Raw genomic sequence first — 24,359 nt, forward strand, 5'->3', positions numbered from 1 at the left:
AGATCTGGACAGCTTTCGCGACGCCGCGGTCATTCCCCCGCCTGCATCCGCCCCGCCAGCGGAAACAGGTCCGGCGTCGCGCCCGCGCCCGGCGCAATGCGCGGAGAGTCCGCCGGCGCATCCGGCTTGCTGAAATCGAGCTCCTCGATCCGCGCGGCGCGCTTCTCGATCTTGTCGGCGGAGATGAGGATCTGGCGGATGTCCTCGCCGACATCGCCAAAATGCTTCTGCAGCTTGAGCACGCGCTCGCGCAGGCGGCCGAGGTCGTCGCCCAAATGGATCACCTCGTTGCGGATCTGGTCGGCGGCGTCGCGGATGCGCGCATCCTTCATGATCTGCTGCATGACCTGGATCGCGAGCATCAGCAGCGACGGCGACACCAGCACGACACGGGCGCGATAGGCTCTCTGGATGACGTCGTCGAAGCCGTCATGGATCTCGGCGTAGACCGACTCCGACGGCACGAACATCAGCGCCGTGTCCTGCGTCTCGCCGACCACGAGGTACTTCTCGGCGATGTCGTTGACGTGGCGCAGCACGTCGGTGCGCAGCCGCTGCGCGGCGGCGCGCTTTTCGTCCTCCGTCTCCGCGTCGTGCAGCGCGGTCACTGCCTCGAGCGGAAACTTGGCGTCGATGCACAGCGGCCGCGTGTCGGGCAGGAACACGACGCAGTCCGGCCGCTTGCCGCTGACGAGCGTGTACTGGAAGGCGTAGCTGCCCTTCGGCAGCCCGTCCTGGACGATCGCCTCCATGCGCGCCTGGCCGAATGCGCCACGCGACTGCTTGTTGGCGAGCACGTCGCGCAAGGTCGTGACCTGTGTCGTGAGCTCGCTGAGATCGCGATGCGCGTTGTCGATGATGCCGAGCCGCTCGTGCAGCACGCGCAAGGAATCCATGGTGTGGCGCGTGGTCTGCTCCATCGATTGGCCGACGCGATGGGTGACGGCGTCGAGCCGCTCGTTGACGCTGCGCGCCAGGTCCACCTGCCGCCCGGCAAGCAGCTGCGCCATCGCGTCGACCCGGCCGGAGGCCTCGCTCTGCACCCGGATCATCTCGCCGAACCGCTGTTCGATCTCATCGGCGCGTATCGCCTGCTGGGCCGCGAGCTCGGCGCCGCGCCGGCCGGAGCGCACCACGGCCGCGACGATCATCAGCAGCAGGAGCAGAACCAGCACGCCAAACCCGATCAGCGCGTCGCTGGCGCGCACGGGCAGATCGCCGATCATGACGACGACAGGATTGAGGGACTGGCTGGCGGTCATCACCCCCCATCTATCCGATTCGCAAGAGCTCGCGAACGAAGAGAGAACATTTATGGTTAAGGCCGGGTAAAGAATCATGGTTAACGAGACATTGAAATTCATGGTTAGCGAAGTCTTAACTGCGAGCCATCACATTGACCGCGCCGGTTCCGCGGCTTAAATCGCGCGCCATGTCCCTAAGAGAAATCATCATCCTGCCGGACCGGCAGTTGCGGCTGGTGTCCAAGCCGGTCGAGAAGGTCACGCCGGAGATCCGGCAGCTGGTCGACGACATGTTTCAGACCATGTACGACGCGCCAGGCATCGGGCTCGCAGCGATTCAGGTCGCGCAGCCGCTGCGCGTCATCACCATGGATCTGGCCAAGCCCGACGCGAACGGGGAAGGCAAGCGCGAGCCGCGCGTCTTCATCAATCCGGAGATCGTTGCCAAGTCGGACGAGCTGTCGGTCTACGAGGAAGGCTGCCTGTCGATCCCCGAATATTACGAGGAGGTCGAGCGGCCGGCGCGTGTGCGCGTGCGCTTCACCGATCTCGACGGGCTGGTCCGCGAGGAGGATGCGGAGGGGCTCTACGCCACCTGCATCCAGCACGAGATCGACCATCTCAACGGCGTGCTGTTCATCGACTATCTGTCGAAGCTCAAGCGCGACCGCGTGATGAAGAAGTTCACCAAGGCCGCCAAGCGCGCCGGCGAGTAACGATCAACTCTCTCCTCCGTCATGCCCGGGCTTGACCCGGGCATCCACGTCTTGCCTCTCGCGTTGGCATTGCGACGTGGATGGCCGGGACGAGCCCGGCCAATGACGGCAGGATGAAGCCTTGAGGGGCGCACCAGATGCCGCTTCGCCTGATCTTCATGGGCACGCCGGATTTCGCCGTGCCGACCCTGCTCGAGCTCGCCGGCCACGGCCACGAGATCGTGGCCGTCTACACGCGCGCGCCGAAGCCGGGTGGCCGCCGTGGCTTGGCCTTGGTCCCGACTCCGATCGAGACCGAGGCGCGGCGGCTCGGCATTCCCGTGCTCACGCCGAAGACGCTGAAGACCGAGGACGCGCTGGCTGCGTTCCGCGCCCACCAGGCCGACGCCGCCGTCGTCGTCGCCTATGGCATGATCCTGCCGCAGGCGATTCTCGATGCACCAAAACTCGGCTGCTACAACCTCCACGCCTCGCTGCTGCCGCGCTGGCGCGGCGCTGCGCCGATCAACCGTGCCATCATGGCAGGGGACGCCGAAAGCGGCGTGATGGTCATGAAGATGGATGTCGGTCTCGACACCGGCGACGTCGCGATGGCCGAGCGTCTGCCCATCACTGACGCGATGACGGCGTCCGACCTGCACGATCGCCTGTCGCGCATCGGCGCCGACCTGATGGTGCGGGCGATGGCGGCGCTGGCGCGCGGCGGGCTGACGTTGACGAAGCAGGCCGAGGGCGGCGTGACCTATGCGGCCAAGATCGAGAAGGCCGAGGCGCGGATCGACTGGACGAAGCCGGCGCATTCAGTGCTGCGTCACATTCACGGCCTGTCGCCGTTCCCCGGCGCCTGGAGCGAGGTCATGCTCGATGGCGAGGCGGTGCGTTTGAAGATCCTGCGCTGCGCGCTCGCCGACGGCCGGGGCGAGCCGGGCGCCGTGCTCGACGAGCAGCTCACCATCGCCTGCGCCGACGGCGCCATCCGCGTGACCGAGCTGCAGCGCGCCGGCAAGGGCCCGATGAAAGCCGCGGATTTCCTGCGCGGCACGCCCGTCGCGCCGGGCCTGCGCTTCGGCTGACCAATTCAGCTCGTCATGCGCGGGCTTGACCCGCGCATCCATCTCGCGAACAAGCTTCGTCCATGGATGGATTGCCGGGTCAAGCCCGGCAATGACGGCCAAACGCGATCGAGGCGATGCCCCGCTACAAGCTCACCATCGAATATGACGGCGCGCCGTTCTGCGGCTGGCAGCTGCAGGCGACCTTGCCGTCGGTGCAGGGCGCGCTGGAAGCGGCGGTGCAGGCGACCTGCGGCGTGCCGACGCGCGTGCACGGTTCTGGCCGTACCGACGCCGGCGTCCACGCCATGGGGCAGGTCGCGCATTGCGACATCGCCAAGGAGTTCCGCCCCGACAAGCTGCGCGACGCACTCAACGCGCATCTGCGGCCGAACCCGGTTGCGGTGCTCCATGCCGAGATCGTACCCGACAGCTTCGAAGCGCGGTTCTCCGCGCGGAAGCGCCACTATCGCTATCGCATCGTCAATCGCCGCTCCAATCTTGCGCTCGAGGTCGGTCGCGTCTGGCGCGTGCCGCAGCGGCTGGATTCGGAGGCGATGCATGCGGCGGCGCAGCGGCTGCTCGGCAAGCATGATTTCACGACCTTCCGCGATGCGGAATGTCAGGCGAAATCGCCGGAGAAGACGCTCGATCAACTCGATGTCGTGAGGGACGGCGATGCGATCACCATCCTCACCTCCGCGCGCTCCTATCTGCATAGCCAGGTGCGCTCGATGGTCGGCTCGCTGGTGTGGGTCGGGCAGGGCCGCTGGACCGCAGATGATCTCGCCGCCGCGCTCGCCGCGCGCAATCGCGCCGCCTGTGGCGTCGTCGCGCCACCGGAAGGGCTCTATCTCGTGAAGGTCGACTATTGAGGTCGTTCCCGCGTGGAACCCGGCCCGTCGCGTACCGCGACGAGAGGCTGTCCTAATTAGTTGCTGCTTCGAGTTGCGCGATAGGCCTCATTAACTTCAAATTGAATCCCTCCCTGCTATCCGGACCTCAGGCTGCTCTCCAGCGAGGTCGATCGTGCGCATTCGTCAAGTCTTCCTGCTCTCTCTGCTGCTCGGGGCCGTCATCGGCCTGCTCGCCACCGTGCTGTTCGCCTGGCAGCAGCTGACCTCGCTGCAAGCGGCCCGGACAGCGGGCGCCGATGCGCAACTGCTGGCCGCCATGCTGCGGCTCCCGGAAAAGCTCAATGTGGAGCGCGCCTGGATCAATCCGCGACTGGCATCGGCCAACCCGGCGACGGCGGAGGAGCTCGCGGGGCTCAAGAAGATCACCGGCGGCTCCGATGAGGCGCTCGCCAAGGCGCGCAGCCTGGCGCAGCTTCGCGAGGACGTCGCAGCGCTCGATTCGATCGAGCAGAGGCTGCGCACGCTGCGCGGCGCGGCGCTCGATGCCGTGGCCGAGCCCAAGGCGTCCCGGTCTGAGGCTGTCGTCCGCGACTACGTGCCGCAGATGTTCACGGTCCAGGGAGCCACCGGCAGCCACGTCGAGGTGATCGTGCGCCGGATCAATGCGGCCAACCCCGCGGTCGGCCAGGCCGCGCGGCTCGCCGTGATCGGATGGGATCTGCGCGACTGGGCCGGCCGCGCCACCACGACGCTCATCCGCATGATCGCGACCAAGCAGCCGATGGCCGGCGAGCCGGCCGAGGCGCTCGCCGCGTTCAAGGGACGCATTGAGCGGATCTGGGCGACGGCTAAGCTTGCCGCTGCCGAGATCGATCAGAAGCCGATCTTCGCAGCGATGACCGGGGTGGAAAACGGCTATTGGGCGCGCGGCGGCGAGCTGTATACGTCGCAGGTGGCGCCGAATCGCGGCAAGGTGCTCGAGCTCGACCCCGATCAATTCCTGCGGTCGCTGTTTCCGATCCTCGACACCATCCTGCCGCTGCGTGATGCCGCGCTGACCGAGGCGCTGCGCCAGAGCGAGGCCGCGCTCGGCGACGCCCAGCTCCGCTTCGTGCTGGCGCTCATTCTGCTCGTCGTCAACATTGCCGCCGCTGCGCTCGGAACACTCTGGTTCAACGCTCGGGTCATCAAGCCTCTGTCCAACCTGACCGAGCTGATCGGGCGCATCGCCAGCGGCGCGCGCGATGTGGAAATCGCCTACCGCGACCGCACCGACGAGGTCGGTACGCTCGCCCACGCCATCGGCGTTCTGCAGGAGAAGTCGGCCGAGGCCGATCGGCTGGCGTTGCAGGGTGCCGATGCCGAGGCGCGGCGCGATGCGCGGCGGCAAAAGATCGAGGCGCTCACCCGTCGCTTCGGCGACGTCATCGACACGCTCTGCGGCCGGTTGAGCGACGCCGCCAGTGGCCTGAAACTCTCGGCCGAGACCCTCGACGGCTCCGCCAGCACCACGGCGTCACGTGCCACCGCCGTGGCCGATGCGGCGGCGCAGGCAACCTCCGGCGTCAACACAGTCGCGGCGGCCTCCGAGGAGCTCGACGCCTCGATGAAGGAGATCACCCGGCAGATCGCGGAAGCCGCGTCGGAATCCTCCAACGCGACCAGCCAGGCGCTCGACACCACCGACAAGGTCCGCACGCTGGCCGGCAGCGCGACACGCATCGGCGACGTCGTCCAGCTCATCCGCGCCATCGCCTCGCAGACCAATCTGCTGGCGCTCAATGCCACGATCGAGTCGGCGCGCGCAGGCGAGGCCGGCAAGGGTTTTGCCGTCGTCGCATCCGAGGTGAAGAGCCTGGCGTCGCAGACCAGCAAGGCCACCGAAGAGATCGAGAGCCAGATCGCCGCGATTCAGGACGAGACCGGCAGCACGGTCGCCGCAATCGAGAAGATCGCAGCCGTGGTGAATACGATCAGCGGCGTCACGGGAGCTGTCGCGACGGCCGTGGCCGAGCAGAGCGCTACGACACGCGAGATCGCCCGCAGCGTGCAGCAGACGGCGAGCGGTACCAACGACGTCTCGTCGTCGATTGCGCTGGTCAGCGCGGCCGCAGCCGAAACCCGCGGCTCGGCGCGCTCACTGCTCGATTCTGCTGCCAGCCTAGCCGGCCAGGCGACGGATTTGCGCCGCGAGGTCGATCAGTTCCTGGCGGAGGTGAAGGCCGCCTGATCGGAGCGGCACGCCGCTCACGCGAAGTAGCGATCGAGAATGCCGCGATAGATCTTCGTCAGGGTGGCGATGTCGGCGACCGAGGCGCGCTCGTCGATCTGGTGCATGGTCTGGCCGACCAGGCCGAACTCGATCACCGGGCAGTAGCTCGAGATGAAGCGCGCGTCCGAGGTGCCGCCGGTGGTCGATAGCTCGGGCTTGCGGCCCGTCACGCTCTCGATCGCGGCAACCGCGAGGTCGGTGAACGGTCCGGGCTTGGTCAGGAACACGTTGGAGTTCGACGGCAGCCAGTCGATGTAGGCGCGGATGCTGTTGCCGCAGGCCTTGGCCAGCCGCTGCTCGACCAGCGCGCGCAGCGACTCCTGCGTATGGCAGTCGTTGTAGCGGATGTTGAACTTCGCCCGCGCCAGTCCCGCGATGACATTGGTCGCGGTGTTGCCGACGTCGACCGTGGTGAATTCGAGGTTCGACGGCTGGAATTGCGCGCTGCCATGGTCGAGCGGCTCGTCCGAAAGCGCGACGATCAGGCGCGAGATATCCGGGACCGGGTTGGAGGCGCGGTGCGGGTAGGCGACGTGGCCCTGCTTGCCCTCGACGATCAGGGTGCCGGACTGCGAGCCGCGGCGGCCGATCTTGATGCAGTCGCCCATGACTTCTTGATTCGACGGCTCGCCGAGCACGCAATGGTCGAAGCGCTCGCCGCGCTCGGCCGCCCATTTCAACAGCTTGATGGTGCCGTTGATCGAGACGTCCTCCTCGTCGCCGGTGATCAGGAACGAGATCGAGCCCTTCGGCCGTCCACCATTGTCGCGCAGATAGTCGAGTGCAGCCGCCACGCTGCAGGCGATGCCGCCTTTCATGTCGACGGCGCCACGGCCATAGATGTAGCCGTCCTTGACCTCGCCGGAGAATGCGCCAAGGCTCCACGCAGCCTCGTCGCCGGGCGGCACCACGTCGGTGTGGCCGGCGAACGTGATGTGCGGCCCCTCGGTGCCGATCCGGGCGTAGAGATTGTCGACGTCGGCGGTGCCCGCTTCCGAGAAGGTCACGCGATGGGTCTGGAAGCCGGCTTGCTTCAGCAGGTCCTCGAGCACGCCGAGCGCCCCGGCATCGGCGGGGGTCACGGAGGGACAGCGGATCAGGTCGCGGGTGATGGTGAGGGCATCGGTCATGCCCTCGCTTAACATGGGCGTTCGGGCGGCGGCTAGTGCGGCCGCCCGAACGTGGACGATCAGTCGCGCAGCAGCTCGTTGATCGAGGTCTTGGAGCGGGTGCGCTCGTCGACGCGCTTGACGATGACGGCGCAGGCGGTGGAGGGGCCGATCTGGCCGTTCTTCATCGGCTTGCCCGGCAGCGCGCCCGGCACCACGACGGCATATTCCGGCACCTCGCCGACGAAAACCTCGCCGGTCTCGCGGTCGACGATCTTGGTCGACGCGCCCAGGAACACGCCCATCGACAGCACCGCGCCCTTGCGCACGACCACGCCCTCGGCAACCTCGGAGCGCGCGCCGATGAAGCAGTCATCCTCGATGATCACGGGACCGGCCTGCAGCGGCTCCAGCACGCCGCCGATGCCGACGCCGCCGGAAATGTGCACGCGCTTGCCGATCTGGGCGCAGGAGCCGACCGTCGACCAGGTGTCGACCATGGTCGCCTCGTCGACATAGGCGCCGAGATTGACGAAGGACGGCATCAGCACGACGTTCTTGGCGATGAAGGCCGAGCGGCGCACGATTGCGCCCGGCACGGCGCGGAAGCCGGCGTCGCGAAAACGGTTCTCGCCCCAGCCCTCGAACTTCGACGGCACCTTGTCCCACCACGACGCCTGGCCGGGGCCGCCGGGGATCACGCTCATGTCGTTGAGGCGGAACGACAGCAGCACCGCCTTCTTGAGCCACTGGTTGACGCTCCACTTGCCGTCCGTGCCCCGCTCGGCGACCCGGGCCTCGCCCTTGTCGAGCAGCTCCAGCGCGCTCTCCACGGCGTCGCGGACCTCGCCCTTGGTCGTGGTCGAGACGCCATCACGGGCATCGAAGGCGCTGTTGATGGTGGATTCCAGGGCGGACAGTGACATCGGTCGATCCTCGCTTGGTCCCGGGCCGACCGGGATAGACTTGTAGAAGCTGGGAGCAGGGCGGCTTTTTCCGGGTTTGGGGCAAGGGAGTCAAGGCACCCACCGGCGTCGTCCCGGACAAGCGGAGCGCCCGGCTGTCGCTATTGAGACGACTTTATATCGCGAGCGCCGATCCGGGACCCATAACCACAGGGAGACATATTGGGCACATCCTTAGCCACTCGAGTGCCCCACACATCCGCCTGTGGTTATGGGTCCCGGGTCAAGCCCGGGACGACGCTGAGTTTGTCGGACGGCCATCGCATCTCATGTCCGCCGGACGCTTCGCTTGTCCGGGACGACAGCGGAGCTATTCAGCCAGCAGCCGCTGCAAGAACCCGGTCAGATCATCCGTGACGTGGTCGACATGCGGATCGTCCCGGCCCGACAGCTCCCAGTCTTCGCGCACGACCTCCTTGGTGCCGTCGGGCACCACCAGCACCGTGGTCATGCCGAGGTCGTGCGGGACGACGAGGTTGCGGGAGAGGTCCTCGAACATTGCGGAGCGCGTCGGATCGACATCGTGCAGCCGGACGAATTTGTCATAGGTCTCGCGCGCGGGCTTCGGTGTCAATTCGGCGGCGATGATGTCGAACACGCCGTGGAAATGGTCTGCGATGCCGAGCCGGCTCAGCACCGCGCCGACATGGTCCACCGAGCCGTTGGTGAGGATCAGCTTGCGTCCAGGCAGTCGCTCGATCGCCGCGCCCATCGCCGAGTTCGGCTCCAGCGGCGAATGGTCGATCTTGTGCACGTAGGCCAGGAAGTCGTCGGCATGCACGCCGTGCTCGGTCATCATGCCGCGCATCGTGGTGCCGTAGCGGCGGTAGTAGTCCTTCTGGATGCGGCGCGCTTCGTCCGCATCGACCTTGAGCCAGTTGGACACGAATTCGCCGATCCTGGCATCGACCTGCTGCCACAGATTGACGTGATGCGGATACAGCGTGTTGTCGAGATCGAACACCCAGGTGTCGACGTGATCGAAGGCGCGGGGGGACTTTGTCATGTGTGCCTCGGTCCATCATGCGTGGGTTCATTCGGCCACAGTGGCGCGGCATATTCCGCTGTCGTCCCGGCGAACGCCGGGACCCATACCGCGTGATCTGTCTTGAGGCAGGATGGCTGACGCTGGCGGCCCAAACCACGGCCGGTGGCTATGGATCCCGGCGTTCGCCGGGATGACGGCGGAATTTGTTGCGGTATCCCGGGACTCATCGATGCGTCCATCACGGCAACGCAAACCGCAGCGTCTTGCCGCCGCGGGTGATGTCGACCGAAGTGAAGCCGGTGGCCGCGAAGCCGCGGCTCGGGCAGTCGCCCTGCTCGGAGGTCTCGAACTTGTTCTCGCGGGTGCAGAGCTGCACCAGGCCGCCCCAGTTCAGCGGCTTGTTCTTCAGCTTGATGGTGCGGTTCTCATCGTCGACCGCCTCGGCGAAGCTGTAGACCTTCTTCGGCTGTCCGGTGATGTCGGGATGCAGGCACTTGCCGGCATCGATCCGGTACCAGCCGCGGCTCACCACGGTGCGGCCGTCGTCGGTGCCGACCGCCGCCATGACCTTGTGCGGTGTGTCGTTGCACCAGGTCAGTCCCACCGGGGATGGTGTCTGCACCGCATCGACCATCGTGGCGAAGAAGCTCGGCTGCGACACGACATCAGAAGACAAGCCGCGGCTTTTCAGGAACGCCGCGAGCGCGGCCTGCGTCTTCGGTCCGTCGACGCCGTCGATCGGTGAGGCGTCATAGCCGGCGATGCCGAGCAGCCGCTGGATGCCGGCGAGCCGCGCCTGCTCGTCGTCATATTCGGCGCTCTCGGCGAGATAGGCGATCAGGGTGCCGTCATCGGTCTTGCTCGGCGTGACCTGTGTGAAGGCCGCCGGCGTCTGCCCGGTGCGGCACTGCCGGGCGGCGGCGATGACGAAATTGTCAGGCGCCACGCACAGCTGGTCGTTGCCGTTCTCGGCGAGCGGCGACGCGCCGTAGAGGCTGAGCGCACGCGCATGCAAGAGAATGCGGTCGGCGGTCAGCGTCCCCTGCAGCACCACGCGGCAGGTCGCCGGATCGAGCCGGAACCAACCGCGCGTCGCGGTCGCCGCCTTCTCGTCGATGCCGATTGCGGCCTCCACAACGTAGCTCATGCGATTGCAGAGCTTGAGGTCGGCGCGGGCAGGGGTGGTGAAGGCGAGGAGCGGAAGGAGGACCGTTAGGGCAAGTAAAGCGCGCGCCAGGATGGACTTCGCTCGTCCACCCTCTCCGCCGTCATGGCCGGGCTTGACCCGGCCATCCATCTTTTTGCGAGCACCAGAGAGTAAGGCGTGGATGCCCGGGCCTTCGCCGCGCCGAAGCGGCTTCGGCCGCGCAGGCGGGTCAAGCCCGGGCATGACGACCTTTAATGTGGTGGCGGCCGTATCCATCACTTGTGGATCAGCGTGCCCGTGCCCTGGTTGGTGAACAGCTCGAGCAGCACCGCGTGCGACACCTTGCCGTCGAGGATGACGACGCCCTGCACGCCCTGCTCGAGCGCGTAGATGCAGGTCTCGACCTTGGGGATCATACCGCCGGAGATGGTGCCGTCGGCGATCAGCTTGCGCGCGTCCTTGATCGAGATTTCCGGGATCAGCTTCTTCGACTTGTCGAGCACGCCGGGCACGTCGGTCAGCAGCAGCAGCCGCTTGGCCTTCAGCGCGCCGGCGACGGCGCCGGCGAAGGTGTCGGCATTGACGTTGAAGGTCTGGCCCTCCTTCGAGGTCGCGAGCGGCGCCAGCACCGGGATCAGCTCGTAGCCGATCAGCTGGTTCAGCAGCGTGAGATCGACCTTGTCCGGCTCGCCGACGAAGCCGAGATCGACCACCTTCTCGATGTGGCTGTCGGGATCGACCATGGTGCGGGTCGCCTTGACGGCGCGCACCATGTTGCCGTCCTTGCCGCACAGCCCGACGGCCTTGCCGCCAGCCTCGTTGATGTAACCGACCAGCTGCTTGTTGATCGAGCCGGCCAGCACCATCTCGACGATCTCGATGGTCGCGGCATCGGTGATGCGCAGGCCGGCCGCGAATTCCGAGACGATGCCGAGGCGCTTGAGCATGGTCGCGATCTGCGGCCCGCCGCCATGCACCACCACCGGGTTGATCGCGGTCTGCTCGAGCAGCACGATGTCGCGCGCAAACGCCTTCGCGGTGTCCTCGTCACCCATGGCGTGGCCGCCATATTTGATGACGATGGTTTCGTCGTCATACTCCTGCATGTGCGGGAGTGCTTCGGACAGGATGCGGGCCTGATCGAGCGGGCTGATGGTGGTCGCGTCGGTCATGTCTGGGAGGTCTCGGCTGTCAGGGGCGTCGCGCCGCGTTCTAGCCGATTGGAGCCCGCGGCGCAAAGCGCCGGATCAGGCCCGCCGCGGCCACAGCGCGCAGACCGCGAGTGCGAGCCAGCTCGCGATCTGCAGGCTGCCGCCGATCGGTGCTGCGAACGGAAACAGCCGGTCGCCGGTGAACTGCCGCATCAGGAGGTCGCCCGCGAACAGGGCTGGGCCGAGCACGAAGCCGATCGCCGTGGCCAGGCCGATGCGCCTCGCGACGACGCCGCGTTCGGCCAGCGCGATGGTGCCGAGCAGGGCGCAGGCATGGAACAGCAGCATGGTCGAGGCGGTCGCGAGCCGGGATGCATCGGGATCGTGCGCGGCCTTGGCCGCCAGCGCGACGCCGGCGGCGCCCATCAGCCCGGCCATTGCGACCAGGATTCGCCACGGCGTCATCATGTGCTCCGCTCTTCCAGCAGCCGCACCATGGCGGCGCGCAGCTCCGGCATGCCGGTGCCGGATCGTGACGACGTCGCCAGCACCTGCGGGAACGCCGCCGGATGCTTGGCGAGCGCGGCCTCGGTCTCGGCGATCCGGCTTGCGAGCTCGGCCGGCTTGATCTGATCGGCCTTGGTCAGGACGAGCTGATAGCTGACGGCGGACCGGTCCAGCGTCTTGAGGATCTCCTGATCGACTTCCTTCAGCCCATGACGGGCATCGATCAGCACATAGACGCGGGCGAGCGAGGCGCGGCCGAGCAGGAATTTGTGAATCAGCTCGGTCCAGGACGCGACCTTGGTCTTCGCCGCGGCGGCATAGCCATAGCCGGGCATGTCGACCAGCCGCAGCGGCGCATGCTCGGGCCCCTCGAAGAAGATCAGCTCCTGGGTGCGGCCCGGCGTATGCGAGGTGCGCGCCAGCGCGTTCTGGCCGGTCAGCGCGTTGATCAGGCTGGATTTGCCGACATTGGAGCGGCCGGCGAAGGCGACCTCGATCGCCCCCATCGGCGGCAGGCTTTCGATCGACGGCGATGCGTGCGTGAAGCGCCACGCCTGCGCAAACAGCTTGCGGCCTTTCTCGATCAGGCGGTCGTCTGCATCGGCGCTGGTGGTCATGACAAGCCTTCGCTCTTTGTCATGCCCGGGCTTGACCCGCCTGCGGGGCCGAAGCCCCTTCGGCGCGGCGAAGGCCCGGGCATCCACGCCCATTGCGCGGGATATCAAAACGTGGATGGCCGGGACAAGCCCGGCCATCACGGTAGATGGTTCGTTGCTTCAGCAGCTCACACCGCCTTGGTCGTCAAGCCGCTTTTTTTCTGAACGTGCCGCGGATGTTGTCGAACAGCTCCACCTTGACGCCGTTGCGGCGCATGATGAAGCCCTGCTGCAGCACCGACAGCGTGTTGTTCCATGCCCAGTAGATCACGAGACCGGCCGGGAAGCCCGCGAGCATGAAGGTGAAGATCAGCGGCATCCAGTTGAAGATCATCGCCTGGGTCGGATCGGGCGGCGTGGGGTTCAGCTTCATCTGGAACCACATCGTGATGCCCATGATGATCGGCCAGATGCCGAGCGCGAGGTAATGCCCGAACAGCGGCAGCTGGGTCGGATCGAAATGCAGGAGCCCGAACAGCGTGAACAGATTGGTCGGATCCGGCGACGAGAGGTCCTTGATCCAGCCATAGAACGGCGCGTGTCGCATCTCGATGGTGACGAACAGCACCTTGTAGAGCGAGAAGAACACCGGGATCTGCAGCACGACCGGCAGACAGCCGGCGACCGGGTTGATCTTCTCCTTCTTGTAGATCTCCATCATCTCCTGCTGCTGCTTCATCCGGTCGTCCGGATAGCGCTCCTTGAGCGCCTGGAGCTGCGGCTGGATCGCCTTCATCTTGGCCATCGAGGCGTAGGACTTGTTGGCGAGCGGGAAGAACAGGAGCTTCACCAGCACCGTCACCAGCAGGATCGAGATGCCGAAATTGCCGAAGAAACGGAAGAAGAAGTCGAGCGCCAGGAACATCGGCTTGGTCAGGAAGTAGAACCAGCCCCAGTCGATCAGGAGATCGAAATGGTTCAGCCCGAGCTTCTGGTTGTAGCCGCCGAGGCCGCCGATCGGGAAGTTGATGCCGACGACGCCGGCCTCCTTGGCGCCGGCGAACAGCCGCGTGGAGACGCTGGTCGAGCCGCCGGCCGGCACCGTCTGCGGGGTCTCGACATAGTCCGTCTGGTAGCGATGCTGGTTGTCGACCAGCTTCGACGAATAGTTCGCCTGCAGGCGGGCATCCGTCATCGGCAGCAGCGCCGCCGCCCAATATTTGTCGGTGATGCCGAGCCAGCCATTGGTGACGTCGAACTTCGCCGCCTTCTCGTCGTCCATCTTCTTGTAGGTGAATTCCTGCAGGCCCTTCTCGCCGAGATAGCCGATCAGGCCTTCGTGCAGGATGTAGTAGCCGGACACGTGCGGCGTGCCGTGGCGCGAGATCAGGCCGTAGGGATACAGCGTCACCGGCGCGTTGCCGGCATTGGTGACGTCATCCTTGATGGTGAAGAGATAGTGGTCGTCGACGGAAATGGTGCGCTGGAAAGTCAGGCCGTCGCCGTTGGTAGTGGTCAGCTTCACCGGGGTCGACGGCGTCAGCGCATTCGAGCCGTCCTGCTGCCAGACCGTGTTCTGGTCGGGCACCTGCACCTTGGCGCCGGCGGCGTTCACCCAGCCGAACTCGGCGTAATAGGGTTCGGCGGTGTTGGACGGCGAGAACAGCACGATCGCCGGCGATTTCGGATCGACCGTCTCGCGGTACTGCACGAAGGCCAGATCGTCGATCCGCGCGCCCTTGAGCGAGATGCTGCCGGTCAGCCGCGGCGTGTCGATCTTGACGCGCGGCGTGGCGGCGATGGCGGTGTCGCGCGGCATCACGCCGGTGCTGGTCACGGCGCCGCCCGGCGCGCTCGGGCTGCCGGTCGCGGTCGCGCCCGGCTGCGGGGTGGCTGACGGCGCGGCGCTGTCGGGCTGGGTTGCCGGCGCCTGCTTCTTGGCGAGTTCGGCCTGCATCTGCGCCTGCGCGCGCTGCTTCTCCATCTGCGGGCCGTTGTAGAAGACCTGCCACAGGATCAGCACGAGGCCGGATAGAATGACGGCGAGGATGGTGTTGCGATTGTCGGTCATCGTTTTCTTATCGTCTCGTCGTTCAATCCGGTTTGCGGGAATGCGCGTCCGGAGCGGAAGCGTTCTGCTGGTTCAGCTTGCGCGGCTGCGGCTTGGCCTGCGGCCGGTCGAGGCGGCGGAGCGTCGCCTGGAGGTCGGCGAGCATGGTCTGGAAATCGCGTGACAGGGCATCCCGCCGGCCGACCAGCACGTAGTCACTGTGCGGCCGCATCGACAAGGGATCGAGCCGTTTCACAAGCTCGCGCAACCGCCGACGGATACGATTACGCTCCGTGGCGGTGCCATTCTTCTTGGTGACGGTAAAGCCGATCCGGACCGGGCCCTGGTCCGGCCGTTCCCGGCGCTGGACCACGAAGGCAGGGCTGTTCGCCCGCACGCCATCGGCAACGGCGAGGAAGTCCGCCCGCTGCCGTAGCCGATCCATGATGGAAATCTCCGGGACAGACGCCCTGGCTTCAGGCGCTGAGACGCTTGCGGCCCCGGGCGCGACGCGCGGCAAGGACCTTGCGGCCGCCGGTGGTGGCGAGACGGGCGCGGAAGCCGTGACGGCGCTTGCGCACCAGTTTGCTGGGTTGATAAGTCCGCTTCACGGGTCGTTCTCCGCTGACGGGCAATTTGCCAGTTGACAACTTGCCTGCTTGAAATGTCGATTGATGTCCGGTGATGCTTCCGGGCCCGAAATGGACCGCTGCCGGCCCTGAAATCGAGCCGCTCCCGGGCGAGCCGGGTCATCGCGGACGGTTGGCGCGGCTTATAAGGGAGCGTCCCGCCTTCGTCAATCGCGGCAAGGCGTCATAGGCGGTGCAGGGATCGACGACGCCGAGATCTCGTAAAGACCTTCGTCACCAGCCGCGGGTCAGCGTCGCGAACGACACGAGGCAGGACGAGAACGCAAGACCCTGCGCACAAGACGAAGGCAAGAATAGCCTCGGCGCGGCGGGGTTGAAGATGTCAGAGATCATGCAGTTTTGGGTTCCATTATGAACGATTTGGAAACCGGAACATGAGCGATCCGTAATTTGACCGGACTCCGGTGCAGTCCCATCTTGCGGTCCCGTAAGGGTGGGGGTGTCTCTTACAAGGGCGATACGTGACCGAGAGCGACAACCAGCCAATCCTGGAGCGTCTGCGACCGAAACGGTCGCGCCGGCTCGGCTTGTCTGGAAAGCTGCTGCTGTTGACCATTCCGCTGGTGATGATCGCGGAGGTGCTGATCTACGTGCCGGCGATCGCCAATTTCTGGACCAACCGGCTCAACGACCGCCTGGCGGCCGCCAATACCGCTGCGCTGGTGCTCGACGCCGCACCGTCCGGCATGGTGCCGGATTCGCTGGCGCGGCAGATCCTCACCTCCATTAACGCGCGCGGCGTCGCCATCAAGATGGGCCAGCAGCGCCGCCTGCTCGCGAGCGCCGACCTGCCCGCCTCGATCGACCACGACTTCGACATGCGCGACATGACGGCGTGGTCGTCGATCGTGAATTCGCTGACGATGATGACGGAGACCGGCGATCACACCATGCGCGTGATCGGGCCGGCGCCGGGCCGGGCCCAGTTCATCGAGGTGGTCACCGACGAGAAGCCGCTGCGCAAGGCGATGTACCGGTTCTCGCGCAACCTGCTCGGCGTGTCGCTGCTGCTGGCGGTGCTGACCGCGGCGCTGGTCTATCTTGCTCTGCATTTCCTGTTCGTGCGGCCGATGCGGCGCCTCACCGCGAGCCTCGTCGGCTTCCACGAAAATCCGGAGAGCGTGGCGCGAATCATCGTGCCGAGCCAGCGTTCCGACGAGATCGGCGTCGCCGAGCGCGAGCTTGCCGACATGCAGCGCGACCTCGTCTCGATGCTGCATCAGAAGAGCCGGCTCGCCGCGCTCGGCCTCGCCGTGTCCAAGATCAACCACGACCTGCGCAACCTGCTGGCCTCGTCGCAACTGCTGTCGGACCAGCTCGCCAGCGTGCCAGATCCGCGGGTGCAGCGCTTCGCGCCGAAGCTGATGCGCTCGCTGGAGCGCGCCATCGCGTTCTGCCAGTCGACCTTGTCCTACGGCAAGGTGCAGGAGCCGGCGCCGGACCGCCGCATGGTGGTGGTCGAGCCCGTCGTCGCGGAGGTGCGGGAGACCGCCGGCCTGTCGCCGGATGCCTCGATCACCTGGATCGCGGCGATCGAGCGCGGGCTGAAGATCGATGCCGATCCCGACCAGTTGTTCCGCGTGCTGCTCAACCTGGTGCGCAATGCCGCCCAGGCCCTGGACAGCCTCGCGGCGGATGCGGGCGTGCGCCAGATCCGCATCACCGGCCGCCGCGAGGGCGGGGTGGCGATTCTGGAGGTCTCGGACACGGGTCCCGGTGTTCCGGCGAAGGTGCGAGAGCACCTGTTCGAGGCCTTCCGCGGTGCCGGTCGTCCGGGCGGCTCGGGGCTGGGCCTTGCGATCGCGGCCGAACTGGTCCGGGCCCATGATGGCGACATCCAACTGGTCGAAGGGACCCTGGGGGCCACCTTCCGAATCACGATCCCTGACCGCCCTGTCGAGCTGCAGACCTTCTGGACCGAGCGCGCCAGCGCCTGAACCGGACCGGCCCACCTGCCATTCCGGCGGGCGATGCCGCAGGCGTCGAGCCCGGAACTCCTGGCGTGTCGGAACGAAGCCCGTCCGCTCCGGCCATGCCGAACCGCGCCGGCGCGTCTGCGGAAAAATGGTCTCAAAATGTCCCGCTCCAGCCTTGCCAAGCGGTCTCCGAGCCGTTAGTCAGGGGCCCTTCGCGAGGCCTGCCGGCGTTTGCCGCTCCGGCCTTCCGGGATCCGGCCCCTGGCCCGGAGCCTGCCAAATGCGAAAAACGCGCCCGTAGCTCAGCTGGATAGAGCATCAGACTACGAATCTGAGGGTCGGACGTTCGAATCGTTCCGGGCGCGCCATTTGCCGATGATCCACACCACGTTCAGTTCGCACGACCATCGCTTCCGATCGATGCGTCGATCGGCGGATCTCGGGTGCGCAGGAGAACAATCGTGAGTCGCTTCTGGTCAGAGCTCGTTCATGGGCTGTCGCCCTATGTGCCCGGCGAGCAGCCGCAGATCCCGGGCCTGGTCAAGCTCAACACCAATGAGAGCCCGTTCGGACCCTCGCCCAAGGCGATCGAGGCCATACGGGCGGCCGCTGCCGACACCTTGCGGCTCTATCCGGATCCGCAGGCAACGCAGCTGCGCGAGGCGCTCGCGGCCTATCACAAGGTCTCACCGGAGCAGGTGTTCGTCGGCAACGGCTCGGACGAGGTGCTCGCGCACACCTTCGCGGCGCTCCTGAAGCAACCCGCGCCGCTGCTGTTCCCCGACGTGACCTACAGCTTCTATCCCGTGTATTGTCGCCTGCTCGGCATCGACTACACGACCGTTCCGCTCAATGCCGAGATGCGCGTGCGTATCGACGATTATGTCGGTCGCCCCGGCCCGGTGATCATCGCCAATCCGAACGCACCGACGGGCATCGCGCTGCCGAGCGCCGAGATCGCGCGACTCGCGGCGGCGCGTCGCGACGCGGCCGTCGTCATCGACGAGGCCTATGTCGATTTCGGCGCCGAGACCGCGATTCCGTTGATCCGCGACTACCCCAACCTGCTGGTGGTGCAGACGATGTCGAAATCGCGCGCGCTCGCAGGACTCCGCGTCGGCTATGCGATCGGCGATGCCGCGCTGATCGAGGGCCTGACGCGGGTCAAGGACAGCTTCAACTCCTACCCGCTCGGCCGGCCCGCCCAGGCCGGCGCGATCGCCGCGATTGAGGACGAGGCGCACTTCCAGCAGGCGCGCTCGGTCATCATGAAGAACCGCGCCGACCTCACCGCTGCGCTGGTTCGGCTCGGCTTCGAGGTGCTGCCGTCCAGCGCCAATTTCGTCTTCGCCCGGCATCCGGACCATTCCGGCCAGGCGCTGTCCGCAGCCTTGCGCCAGCGCGCAGTGCTCGTCCGCCATTTCACCGCCCCGCGGATCGCGAACTATCTGCGCATCACGATCGGCTCGGAGACGGAGCTTGCGCGGCTGACGGACGCGCTGCGCGAGGTGCTGGCGAAGAACGGTTGAGCCGTTTGCAGAGGCGCGTGCGAACGTCTCAGACACTTGCCAACAGTCGCTCGATGCGAGCCACCACCGTGCTCTCCAACTCCTCGGGAGAGCCGATCATCACTCCGCTGCCGTAGTAGCGGTCGACGGGGTGGCCGATTCCGATCGCCGCGATCCGAATGTCACCTGCAGCCTCGATCCGGCGGATCTGCTCGGGCAGGTGATGATGAAGATAGCGCTCGCCGTTCTCCATCAGCGTGGAGTCGTCCATCGGCGCGCCGTCGGACAGCACGATCAAATATTTGTACCGCTCCGCGCGTTGTCGCAGGCGCGCGGACGCCCAGGCGATGGCTTCGCCGTCGATGTTTTCCTTGAGAAGTCCTGGGATCAGCATCGCCGCGGCGTGTCGCGCGGTCAATGTCTCGTCGGCGCTGCAATAGACGATATGCAACAAGTCGTTCAGCCGCCCTGGATAAGGCGGCCGCCCGTCCTTCAGCCATTTCTCCCGGCTCCGGCCGCCCTTCCAGTGGGCGGTGGTGAAGCCGAGCACCTCGTGTTTGGCGCCGATGCGCTTCAGCAGATCGGAGGCGACCAGCGCGGCGCGGGCCGCGAACAGAATGGGATCTCCGCGCATCGATCCGGAATGATCGATCAGCAGCGACACCAAGATATCGTCTGCCTCGATCGACGCAGGCGGCTCGCCGTCCGTCGCGGGTCGCGCGGCCAACTCATTTTCGAGCGCGAACAACGGCGCTGGATCTGCCGCGGGATAGCGCTTCGACCAGCTTCGATCTGGATCGCCGAGCGCGGCCAGGAAGCCGTCCAGCTCCTCGGCGCTGATTTCGACATCGAACTCCCGGGTGTAGACTTGGTACCCTCGCGAGGGATCGAATGGCACCGATTGTCGCTTCGCCTTGCGGCGCGGCGGCAGGACAATCCAGATCGTCAGCGCAATCAGCGCGCTCAGGAACATCGTCAGGGAGACGTCACGCCACACCGGGGCGGTCTCCAGCGCGCGTCGTCACGGCTCGTCTCCTCGCGCGTTCCTCGACATCGGGCGCGGTCATGCTGCGATCCGCTCACACATAGTCGACGCTCACGCGGTAGTCGCCGCCGATCACGAGGTATTCGCCTTCGCCCTTCAGCGCATGTGACGACAGCAGGCCGTTGAAGAACACGATCTTGCTGACGGGAATCCTCGCGGTGAGAATCATGTCGCCGAAGCAGCCCGCAGTGTCGCGGTCGGAGGAGAACGAGACGAGGTTGTTGAGCCGGACCACCGCCTCGCGCCGTGTCGTTTGCTCCACGATCCAATGCTCGTCGAACGAATTGACGCCGCGATGCAGCGTCAGATGCGTCTCGTCCGGAAAGGCGAAGCGGCGGATCGCCCATTGGCAGAATTCGAACAGCAGATCGAGTTGCACCCAGATTGCATTGTTGTGGAAGCGGCTCGACATCTTCTCCTGGACATAGGTCGTCCAGGCCCGGCTTGCCACGCGTTCGATGATCTCCTTGTGGTAGGACGGACCGAGGCCGAACCGGCTCTCGACCCAGCCCTTGAGCACGGCGCCTTCCGGGCCGTTGCTGTCGAAGCCCCAGCCCTGGATCAGCCGCAGGAAGGACGAGCGGAAACGCCGCTGGCCGCCGGACGTCGTGGCGCGTTGCTCAGGATCGAGGCCGAACATCGCCATCATGTAGGTGGTGAAGGCTTCGCCGGCTTCGGCGAGATGTTCGGCCTGGTCGAGCATCGTGAACAGGCTGGGGTTCATCTCCGTGACGCCCCAGATGTGCAGCGGCACCGCGCTGTCGTTGAAGGCACAGCTCGCCAGCCACGCGGAGGGACGCCCGACGAGATTGGTCGAATGGCCGATGCCGCGGTGGGCGCGCTGTGCTGCGTCGTTCATGGCCGGCATGATGCCGTGTGGCAGGCCGAGAGCGCAATCCTCGTGGAGTCGTCGAGGAGCATCAGCCAGATGACCAGCAATCCGCCGGCCAAACCGACCACGGGCAGGACCGCATAGCGCCCGAGTTGCAGGATGCAGATGAGAACCAGGCGCTTCATTCACACGCCCGAGACGCCGTCCTCCGGCCGCACCAGCTTGATGTCCTGTGCTGCGGCCCACGACCAGATGTCCTGGCGCTTCAGCGCGGTTGCCATCAACTCCGGAAACTGGTGCGGCGTGCAGGCGAACACCGGGCAGCCGAGCGAGGCCAGGATTGCGGCATGCTTGCCGTCATAGGCCGGACGGCCGTCGTCGTTGAGCGCCAGCAGCACGATCAGGTTCACGCCCGACGAGACCAGCGCCTTGGCGCGGGCCAGCATCTGCTCGGCGATGCCGCCCTCGATGAGATCGCTGATCAGCACCATGTGCGTCCGCGCCGGCTCGCGGACCAGGCGCTCGCAATAGGCCAGCGCCTGATTGATGTCGGTGCCGCCGCCGAGCTGCACCGAGAACAGCACCTCGACCGGATCGGCCAGCTCCTCGGTGAGGTCGATGATGTTGGTGTCGAACACCACGAGCTTCATCGCGATCGCCGGGATCGAGGCCAGCACCGCGGCGAAGATCGAGGAGTAGACGACGGAGGTGCCCATCGAGCCCGACTGGTCGACGCAGAGGATCACCTCCTCCAGATTGGTCCGGCGCGCGGCGCGCGCATGCCCGATCAATGTCTCCGGCACGATGGTGCGATGCTCGGCCTGCCAGTGGCGCAGATTCCTGCCGATCGTGCGCGGCCAGTCGATGTCGCCGGCGCGCGGCCGGCGGGTGCGGCGGCGGCGGTCGACCGCGCCGCGGATCGTCTCGGTGGTGCGGGCGTCGAGCTTTTCCATCAGCTCCTTCACCACCCTGGCGACGACCTGGCGCGCCGTCGCCTTGGTCTTCTCCGGCATCACCGCGCGCAGCGCCATCAGGTCGGCGACGAGATGCACGTCGGCTTCGAGGGCGGCGAGGAACTCCGGCTGCAGCAGCATCTCCTTCAGACCGAGCCGCTCGAACGCGTCCTTCTGGATCACCTGCACGACCGGCGCGGGAAAGAACTCCCTGATGTCGCCGAGCCAGCTCGCCACGCGCGGCGCCGAGCCGCCGAGGCCGCCACGTCGGCCCCCGCCGCGCTTGCCGCCGGAGCCGGCGTCATAGAGTCCGGCCAGCGCCGCATCGAGCCGCCGATCGCGATCGGACAGGCCGGCCTGGTCGTCGCCGCCGAGCACGAGGCGCCAGCGGCGGTTGCGCTCGGCAGCAGCGTCGTCGCTCATCGATTGGCCTCCTTGATCGGCCGGTCGGCGCCCAGGATGGTCAACAGCAAGGGCAGAGCCGCATCGAAGCCGGCAGCGCTGGCCGACAGCGCTGCGAGCGGCTGCAGCGGACTCGCATCTGAAGTGGAAGCGACGGCCAGCGGCCGCTGCCTGGCCAGCTCGTCGAGCAGGCGCCGCCGCTCGTTGCGGTCGAAGCTCGCGAAGGCACGGCGCATCACCGGCAGCAGGTTGTTGAACGCCTCGTCGTCGATCGCAGCCAGCCAGCCGTCGATGATCCGGCGCAGCATCTGGTCGTGCAGCAGCACCTGGCCGCTCTGGCCGAGAAACCCGTCGAGCCAGTCGCCGGCCTCCAGGGTCGGCACGCTGTGGGAGAGCGCGCGCGACAGTGCCAGCGCGGCCTGCTCCGGTGAGACGATGCCCTGATCGTACAGCAGGCGGCCCGCCAGGCCCTTCACCAGCGGATGCGCTGCCGCATCGGCGGCGACATGCAGCAGCGCGCGGCTCCAGCCGTCGCGCAGGCCGCGATCCTCGATCAGCCCGATCGCGACGTCGAGCCGCGCCAGCCTGCCGCGCAGATCGGCGGCGACGTCGGCTTGCAGGTTGCGGCAGGCATAGACGAGGCCGGCACAGATCGCCTCGACGAGGCTGGTCACCAGCAGGCGCAGCGCCTCGGTCGGCAGCGCCCGCGCGGTGCCGTAGCGCAGGATTTCGGCGAGCGGCGGCACGGCCTCGGTGAGGTCGGCAACGTCGCTGGTCGCAGCCGAGCGCTGTTGCAGCAGCGCGATCGTCGTTTCGGCCGCCTCGCTCAGACCCGCTTCGAGACAGCCGCGCACGAGGTCCGCGACGGTGTTCAACGAGGTCGCCGCCTGCGCGTGGGTGACGGCGGCGTTGCCTGCGGCCTGCGCGACGGTCGTGCCGTGCACCAGCGCCTCGACCAGACGAACCGAGAATTCCGGCTCCCAGCGCAGCCGCCAGTTCTCGCGAAAGGTGCCGCGGCTCTGTCCCGATCCCTGCAACCGTCCCCACGGCACCTGGATCAGCGCGAGGCGATGCAGGAGCTGCGACTTGGCAAGCCCTGCCTCGCTGCGCAGGTCGAGCGCGATGTCGGTGTCGAGCGCCTCGGGCTTCAGCTTCAGCTTGCGCTGCCAGCGCGCGAGATCGGCGGCGAGCGGCATCTGCGGCACGCTGTCGTCGATCTCGCCGACACGTTGCCCGATGATGAGCTGCTGCTCGATCAGGCGGAACGGCGCCGTCTCGCCTTCGCAAAGCGTGGCAAGGCTCGCCTCGCGCATCTCGGCCAGTCCCGGCAAAGCGACGTCGCGCAACGCGGCCAGCGTGATCGCCAGCCGCGACGCCTCGATCACGGTGGCCGTCGATGCCGGCCGGCCATTCCGGCGCAACAGTTCGGCGACGCGCGCCTGCCAGCGGGTCGTGAAGCCGGTAGCGTCGAGCGCGGCGACCTGACCGTGCTGCAATCCTTGCCAGAGATGCGCGTACCAGCCGGGCGAGATCACGCCGGCGCCATAGCCGGAGCTCGCGGCGAGCCGCGTCTCGGTCCAGGGCACCCACGTCGCGGTCACCTTGATCTGCGGCAATCCCTTCAGCAATGCGCGATCATCCTTCAGCGCGACCTTCTTGCGCAGCGCCGGCACGTGCCAGGCGCCGCAGATAACGGCGACCGTGCCGTCCTGCGCGCTCAGCGCCGCTGCGATTTCCAGGCGCATGTGCGCTTCGCGGCGCAGCTCGCGCTGGGCTTCATCGGCCGGCTGATAGGGCAGGGGATCGATCGTCTCGCGCAACGCCGCGATGGCAGCTTCCAGCGCCGCAAAGATCTCCGGTCCATGCGTGCCCTGCTCGACGATCGCGTTCCACCAGGACTCGCTGTCGTCATAGCCGGCGAGCGTCGCGAGATAGGCCAGCGGATCGCGCCGGATCTGTGCCAGCTCCGGATCGGTGGCCTCGGGCTGCTCCTGCGCAGCCGCGTTGGCGTCCTCCGGCGTGGCCTTGCCTTCATCGCTCTCCGGCTTCGCCGCCTTGGCCCGTTCGGCCAGCCGATGCGATGCCGGCAGATCGATGAAGCGGACCGGTCGCTGCTTCGCCAGCGCCCAGCGGATCGCCTGCCATTCCGGCGAGAACACCGCGAACGGGAAGAAGCTGGCGTTGCTCGCATCGTCCTGCGCATGGACCAGCAAGGCGATGGGCGGCACCATCGCCGGCGATGCGGCGAAGGAGATCAGCTCATCGGCATCCGGCGGACCCTCGATCAGCACGACCGCCGGATCGGCGGCGTCGAGCGCCGCCAGCACCGCGCGTGCCGAGCCCGGCCCGTGATGACGGATGCCGAGGAGGTGCAGGCGATCGGGCGAAGCTGCGGCCAC

General features: G+C 66.9%; 22 protein-coding genes and 1 tRNA gene. 7 read left to right on the top strand and 16 right to left on the bottom strand.

Annotated elements, in window-relative coordinates; genetic code table 11:
- Window positions 1-29 precede the first annotated feature (29 nt).
- The gene (locus tag ACQR1H_RS09015; RefSeq protein ID WP_434907432.1) at window positions 30-1,262 is read right to left on the bottom strand and encodes a DNA recombination protein RmuC; all 1,233 of its coding nucleotides are present in this window, start codon (window positions 1,260-1,262) and stop codon (window positions 30-32) included.
- 170 nt (window positions 1,263-1,432) lie between these two features.
- On the opposite strand from ACQR1H_RS09015, the gene def reads away from it, so the two are divergent.
- From def to ACQR1H_RS09035, 4 genes are all read left to right on the top strand, one after another.
- On the top strand, window positions 1,433-1,960 hold the full coding sequence (gene def, locus ACQR1H_RS09020; protein WP_315800481.1) for a peptide deformylase: 528 nt from the start codon (window positions 1,433-1,435) through the stop codon (window positions 1,958-1,960).
- A gap of 137 nt (window positions 1,961-2,097) precedes the next feature.
- The gene (gene fmt, locus ACQR1H_RS09025; RefSeq protein WP_434907433.1) at window positions 2,098-3,033 is read left to right on the top strand and encodes a methionyl-tRNA formyltransferase; all 936 of its coding nucleotides are present in this window, start codon (window positions 2,098-2,100) and stop codon (window positions 3,031-3,033) included.
- A 116-nt stretch (window positions 3,034-3,149) separates the two neighbouring features.
- Window positions 3,150-3,887, top strand: coding sequence for a tRNA pseudouridine(38-40) synthase TruA (gene truA / locus ACQR1H_RS09030; RefSeq protein WP_434881936.1), 738 nt, complete (start codon window positions 3,150-3,152; stop codon window positions 3,885-3,887).
- Between the two features lie 154 nt (window positions 3,888-4,041).
- The gene (locus ACQR1H_RS09035; protein WP_434907434.1) at window positions 4,042-6,099 is read left to right on the top strand and encodes a methyl-accepting chemotaxis protein; all 2,058 of its coding nucleotides are present in this window, start codon (window positions 4,042-4,044) and stop codon (window positions 6,097-6,099) included.
- 17 nt (window positions 6,100-6,116) lie between these two features.
- Here the strand turns inward: ACQR1H_RS09035 and dapE are convergent, their stop codons facing one another.
- The 10 genes from dapE to rpmH all read right to left on the bottom strand — a co-directional run bounded on the left by dapE (window position 6,117) and on the right by rpmH (window position 15,265).
- Complete coding sequence (dapE, locus tag ACQR1H_RS09040; RefSeq protein WP_434894915.1) at window positions 6,117-7,271, bottom strand: succinyl-diaminopimelate desuccinylase; 1,155 nt, start codon at window positions 7,269-7,271, stop codon at window positions 6,117-6,119.
- Window positions 7,272-7,330: 59 nt separating this feature from the next.
- Window positions 7,331-8,176, bottom strand: coding sequence for a 2,3,4,5-tetrahydropyridine-2,6-dicarboxylate N-succinyltransferase (gene dapD / locus ACQR1H_RS09045; protein WP_315800476.1), 846 nt, complete (start codon window positions 8,174-8,176; stop codon window positions 7,331-7,333).
- Window positions 8,177-8,525: 349 nt separating this feature from the next.
- Entirely contained in the window at window positions 8,526-9,221 is a 696-nt protein-coding gene (locus ACQR1H_RS09050; protein ID WP_434838493.1) for a pyrimidine 5'-nucleotidase, read from the bottom strand.
- Between the two features lie 220 nt (window positions 9,222-9,441).
- Window positions 9,442-10,500, bottom strand: coding sequence for a DUF1036 domain-containing protein (locus ACQR1H_RS09055; RefSeq protein ID WP_316239487.1), 1,059 nt, complete (start codon window positions 10,498-10,500; stop codon window positions 9,442-9,444).
- Between the two features lie 125 nt (window positions 10,501-10,625).
- Window positions 10,626-11,522, bottom strand: coding sequence for an acetylglutamate kinase (argB, locus tag ACQR1H_RS09060; RefSeq protein WP_315800474.1), 897 nt, complete (start codon window positions 11,520-11,522; stop codon window positions 10,626-10,628).
- A gap of 75 nt (window positions 11,523-11,597) precedes the next feature.
- On the bottom strand, window positions 11,598-11,969 hold the full coding sequence (locus tag ACQR1H_RS09065; protein WP_316183285.1) for a DUF423 domain-containing protein: 372 nt from the start codon (window positions 11,967-11,969) through the stop codon (window positions 11,598-11,600).
- A complete protein-coding gene (gene yihA, locus ACQR1H_RS09070; RefSeq protein ID WP_315800472.1) occupies window positions 11,966-12,625 on the bottom strand; it encodes a ribosome biogenesis GTP-binding protein YihA/YsxC in 660 nt (219 codons plus the stop codon). Before yihA ends, ACQR1H_RS09065 begins: the two co-directional genes overlap by 4 nt.
- Window positions 12,626-12,809: 184 nt before the next feature.
- Complete coding sequence (gene yidC, locus ACQR1H_RS09075) at window positions 12,810-14,675, bottom strand: membrane protein insertase YidC (RefSeq protein ID WP_315800471.1); 1,866 nt, start codon at window positions 14,673-14,675, stop codon at window positions 12,810-12,812.
- Between the two features lie 22 nt (window positions 14,676-14,697).
- Window positions 14,698-15,099, bottom strand: a complete 402-nt coding sequence (rnpA, locus tag ACQR1H_RS09080; protein WP_315800470.1) for a ribonuclease P protein component — start codon at window positions 15,097-15,099, stop codon at window positions 14,698-14,700.
- A 31-nt stretch (window positions 15,100-15,130) separates the two neighbouring features.
- Window positions 15,131-15,265 (bottom strand): 50S ribosomal protein L34, encoded by a 135-nt coding sequence (rpmH, locus tag ACQR1H_RS09085; RefSeq protein ID WP_006609582.1) that lies wholly within the window; start codon window positions 15,263-15,265, stop codon window positions 15,131-15,133.
- A 500-nt stretch (window positions 15,266-15,765) separates the two neighbouring features.
- Between rpmH and ACQR1H_RS09090 the strand changes: the two genes are divergently transcribed.
- From ACQR1H_RS09090 to hisC, 3 genes are all read left to right on the top strand, one after another.
- A complete protein-coding gene (locus tag ACQR1H_RS09090; RefSeq protein WP_315715364.1) occupies window positions 15,766-17,241 on the top strand; it encodes a sensor histidine kinase in 1,476 nt (491 codons plus the stop codon).
- A gap of 270 nt (window positions 17,242-17,511) precedes the next feature.
- Window positions 17,512-17,588 (top strand) — tRNA-Arg (locus tag ACQR1H_RS09095).
- A 93-nt stretch (window positions 17,589-17,681) separates the two neighbouring features.
- On the top strand, window positions 17,682-18,749 hold the full coding sequence (gene hisC, locus ACQR1H_RS09100; RefSeq protein WP_434886839.1) for a histidinol-phosphate transaminase: 1,068 nt from the start codon (window positions 17,682-17,684) through the stop codon (window positions 18,747-18,749).
- 28 nt (window positions 18,750-18,777) lie between these two features.
- Here the strand turns inward: hisC and ACQR1H_RS09105 are convergent, their stop codons facing one another.
- From ACQR1H_RS09105 to ACQR1H_RS09125, 5 genes are all read right to left on the bottom strand, one after another.
- Window positions 18,778-19,701: a cobaltochelatase CobT-related protein gene (locus ACQR1H_RS09105; protein ID WP_434907435.1), complete on the bottom strand. Its 924-nt coding sequence runs from the start codon at window positions 19,699-19,701 to the stop codon at window positions 18,778-18,780.
- 106 nt (window positions 19,702-19,807) lie between these two features.
- Entirely contained in the window at window positions 19,808-20,632 is an 825-nt protein-coding gene (locus ACQR1H_RS09110; protein ID WP_410051421.1) for an NAD(+)--dinitrogen-reductase ADP-D-ribosyltransferase, read from the bottom strand.
- Window positions 20,629-20,790 (bottom strand): hypothetical protein, encoded by a 162-nt coding sequence (locus tag ACQR1H_RS09115; RefSeq protein WP_315800467.1) that lies wholly within the window; start codon window positions 20,788-20,790, stop codon window positions 20,629-20,631. The genes ACQR1H_RS09110 and ACQR1H_RS09115 overlap by 4 nt, the downstream gene beginning before the upstream one ends.
- Window positions 20,791-21,981 (bottom strand): vWA domain-containing protein, encoded by a 1,191-nt coding sequence (locus ACQR1H_RS09120; protein WP_434907436.1) that lies wholly within the window; start codon window positions 21,979-21,981, stop codon window positions 20,791-20,793. It lies immediately after the preceding gene.
- Window positions 21,978-24,359 carry a DUF5682 family protein gene (locus ACQR1H_RS09125; RefSeq protein WP_434907437.1) on the bottom strand — a complete coding sequence of 794 codons (2,382 nt, stop codon included), beginning with the start codon at window positions 24,357-24,359 and terminating at the stop codon, window positions 21,978-21,980. Before ACQR1H_RS09125 ends, ACQR1H_RS09120 begins: the two co-directional genes overlap by 4 nt.

Source organism: Bradyrhizobium sp. HKCCYLRH2015, assembly GCF_051168215.1.
GTDB lineage: Bacteria > Pseudomonadota > Alphaproteobacteria > Rhizobiales > Xanthobacteraceae > Bradyrhizobium.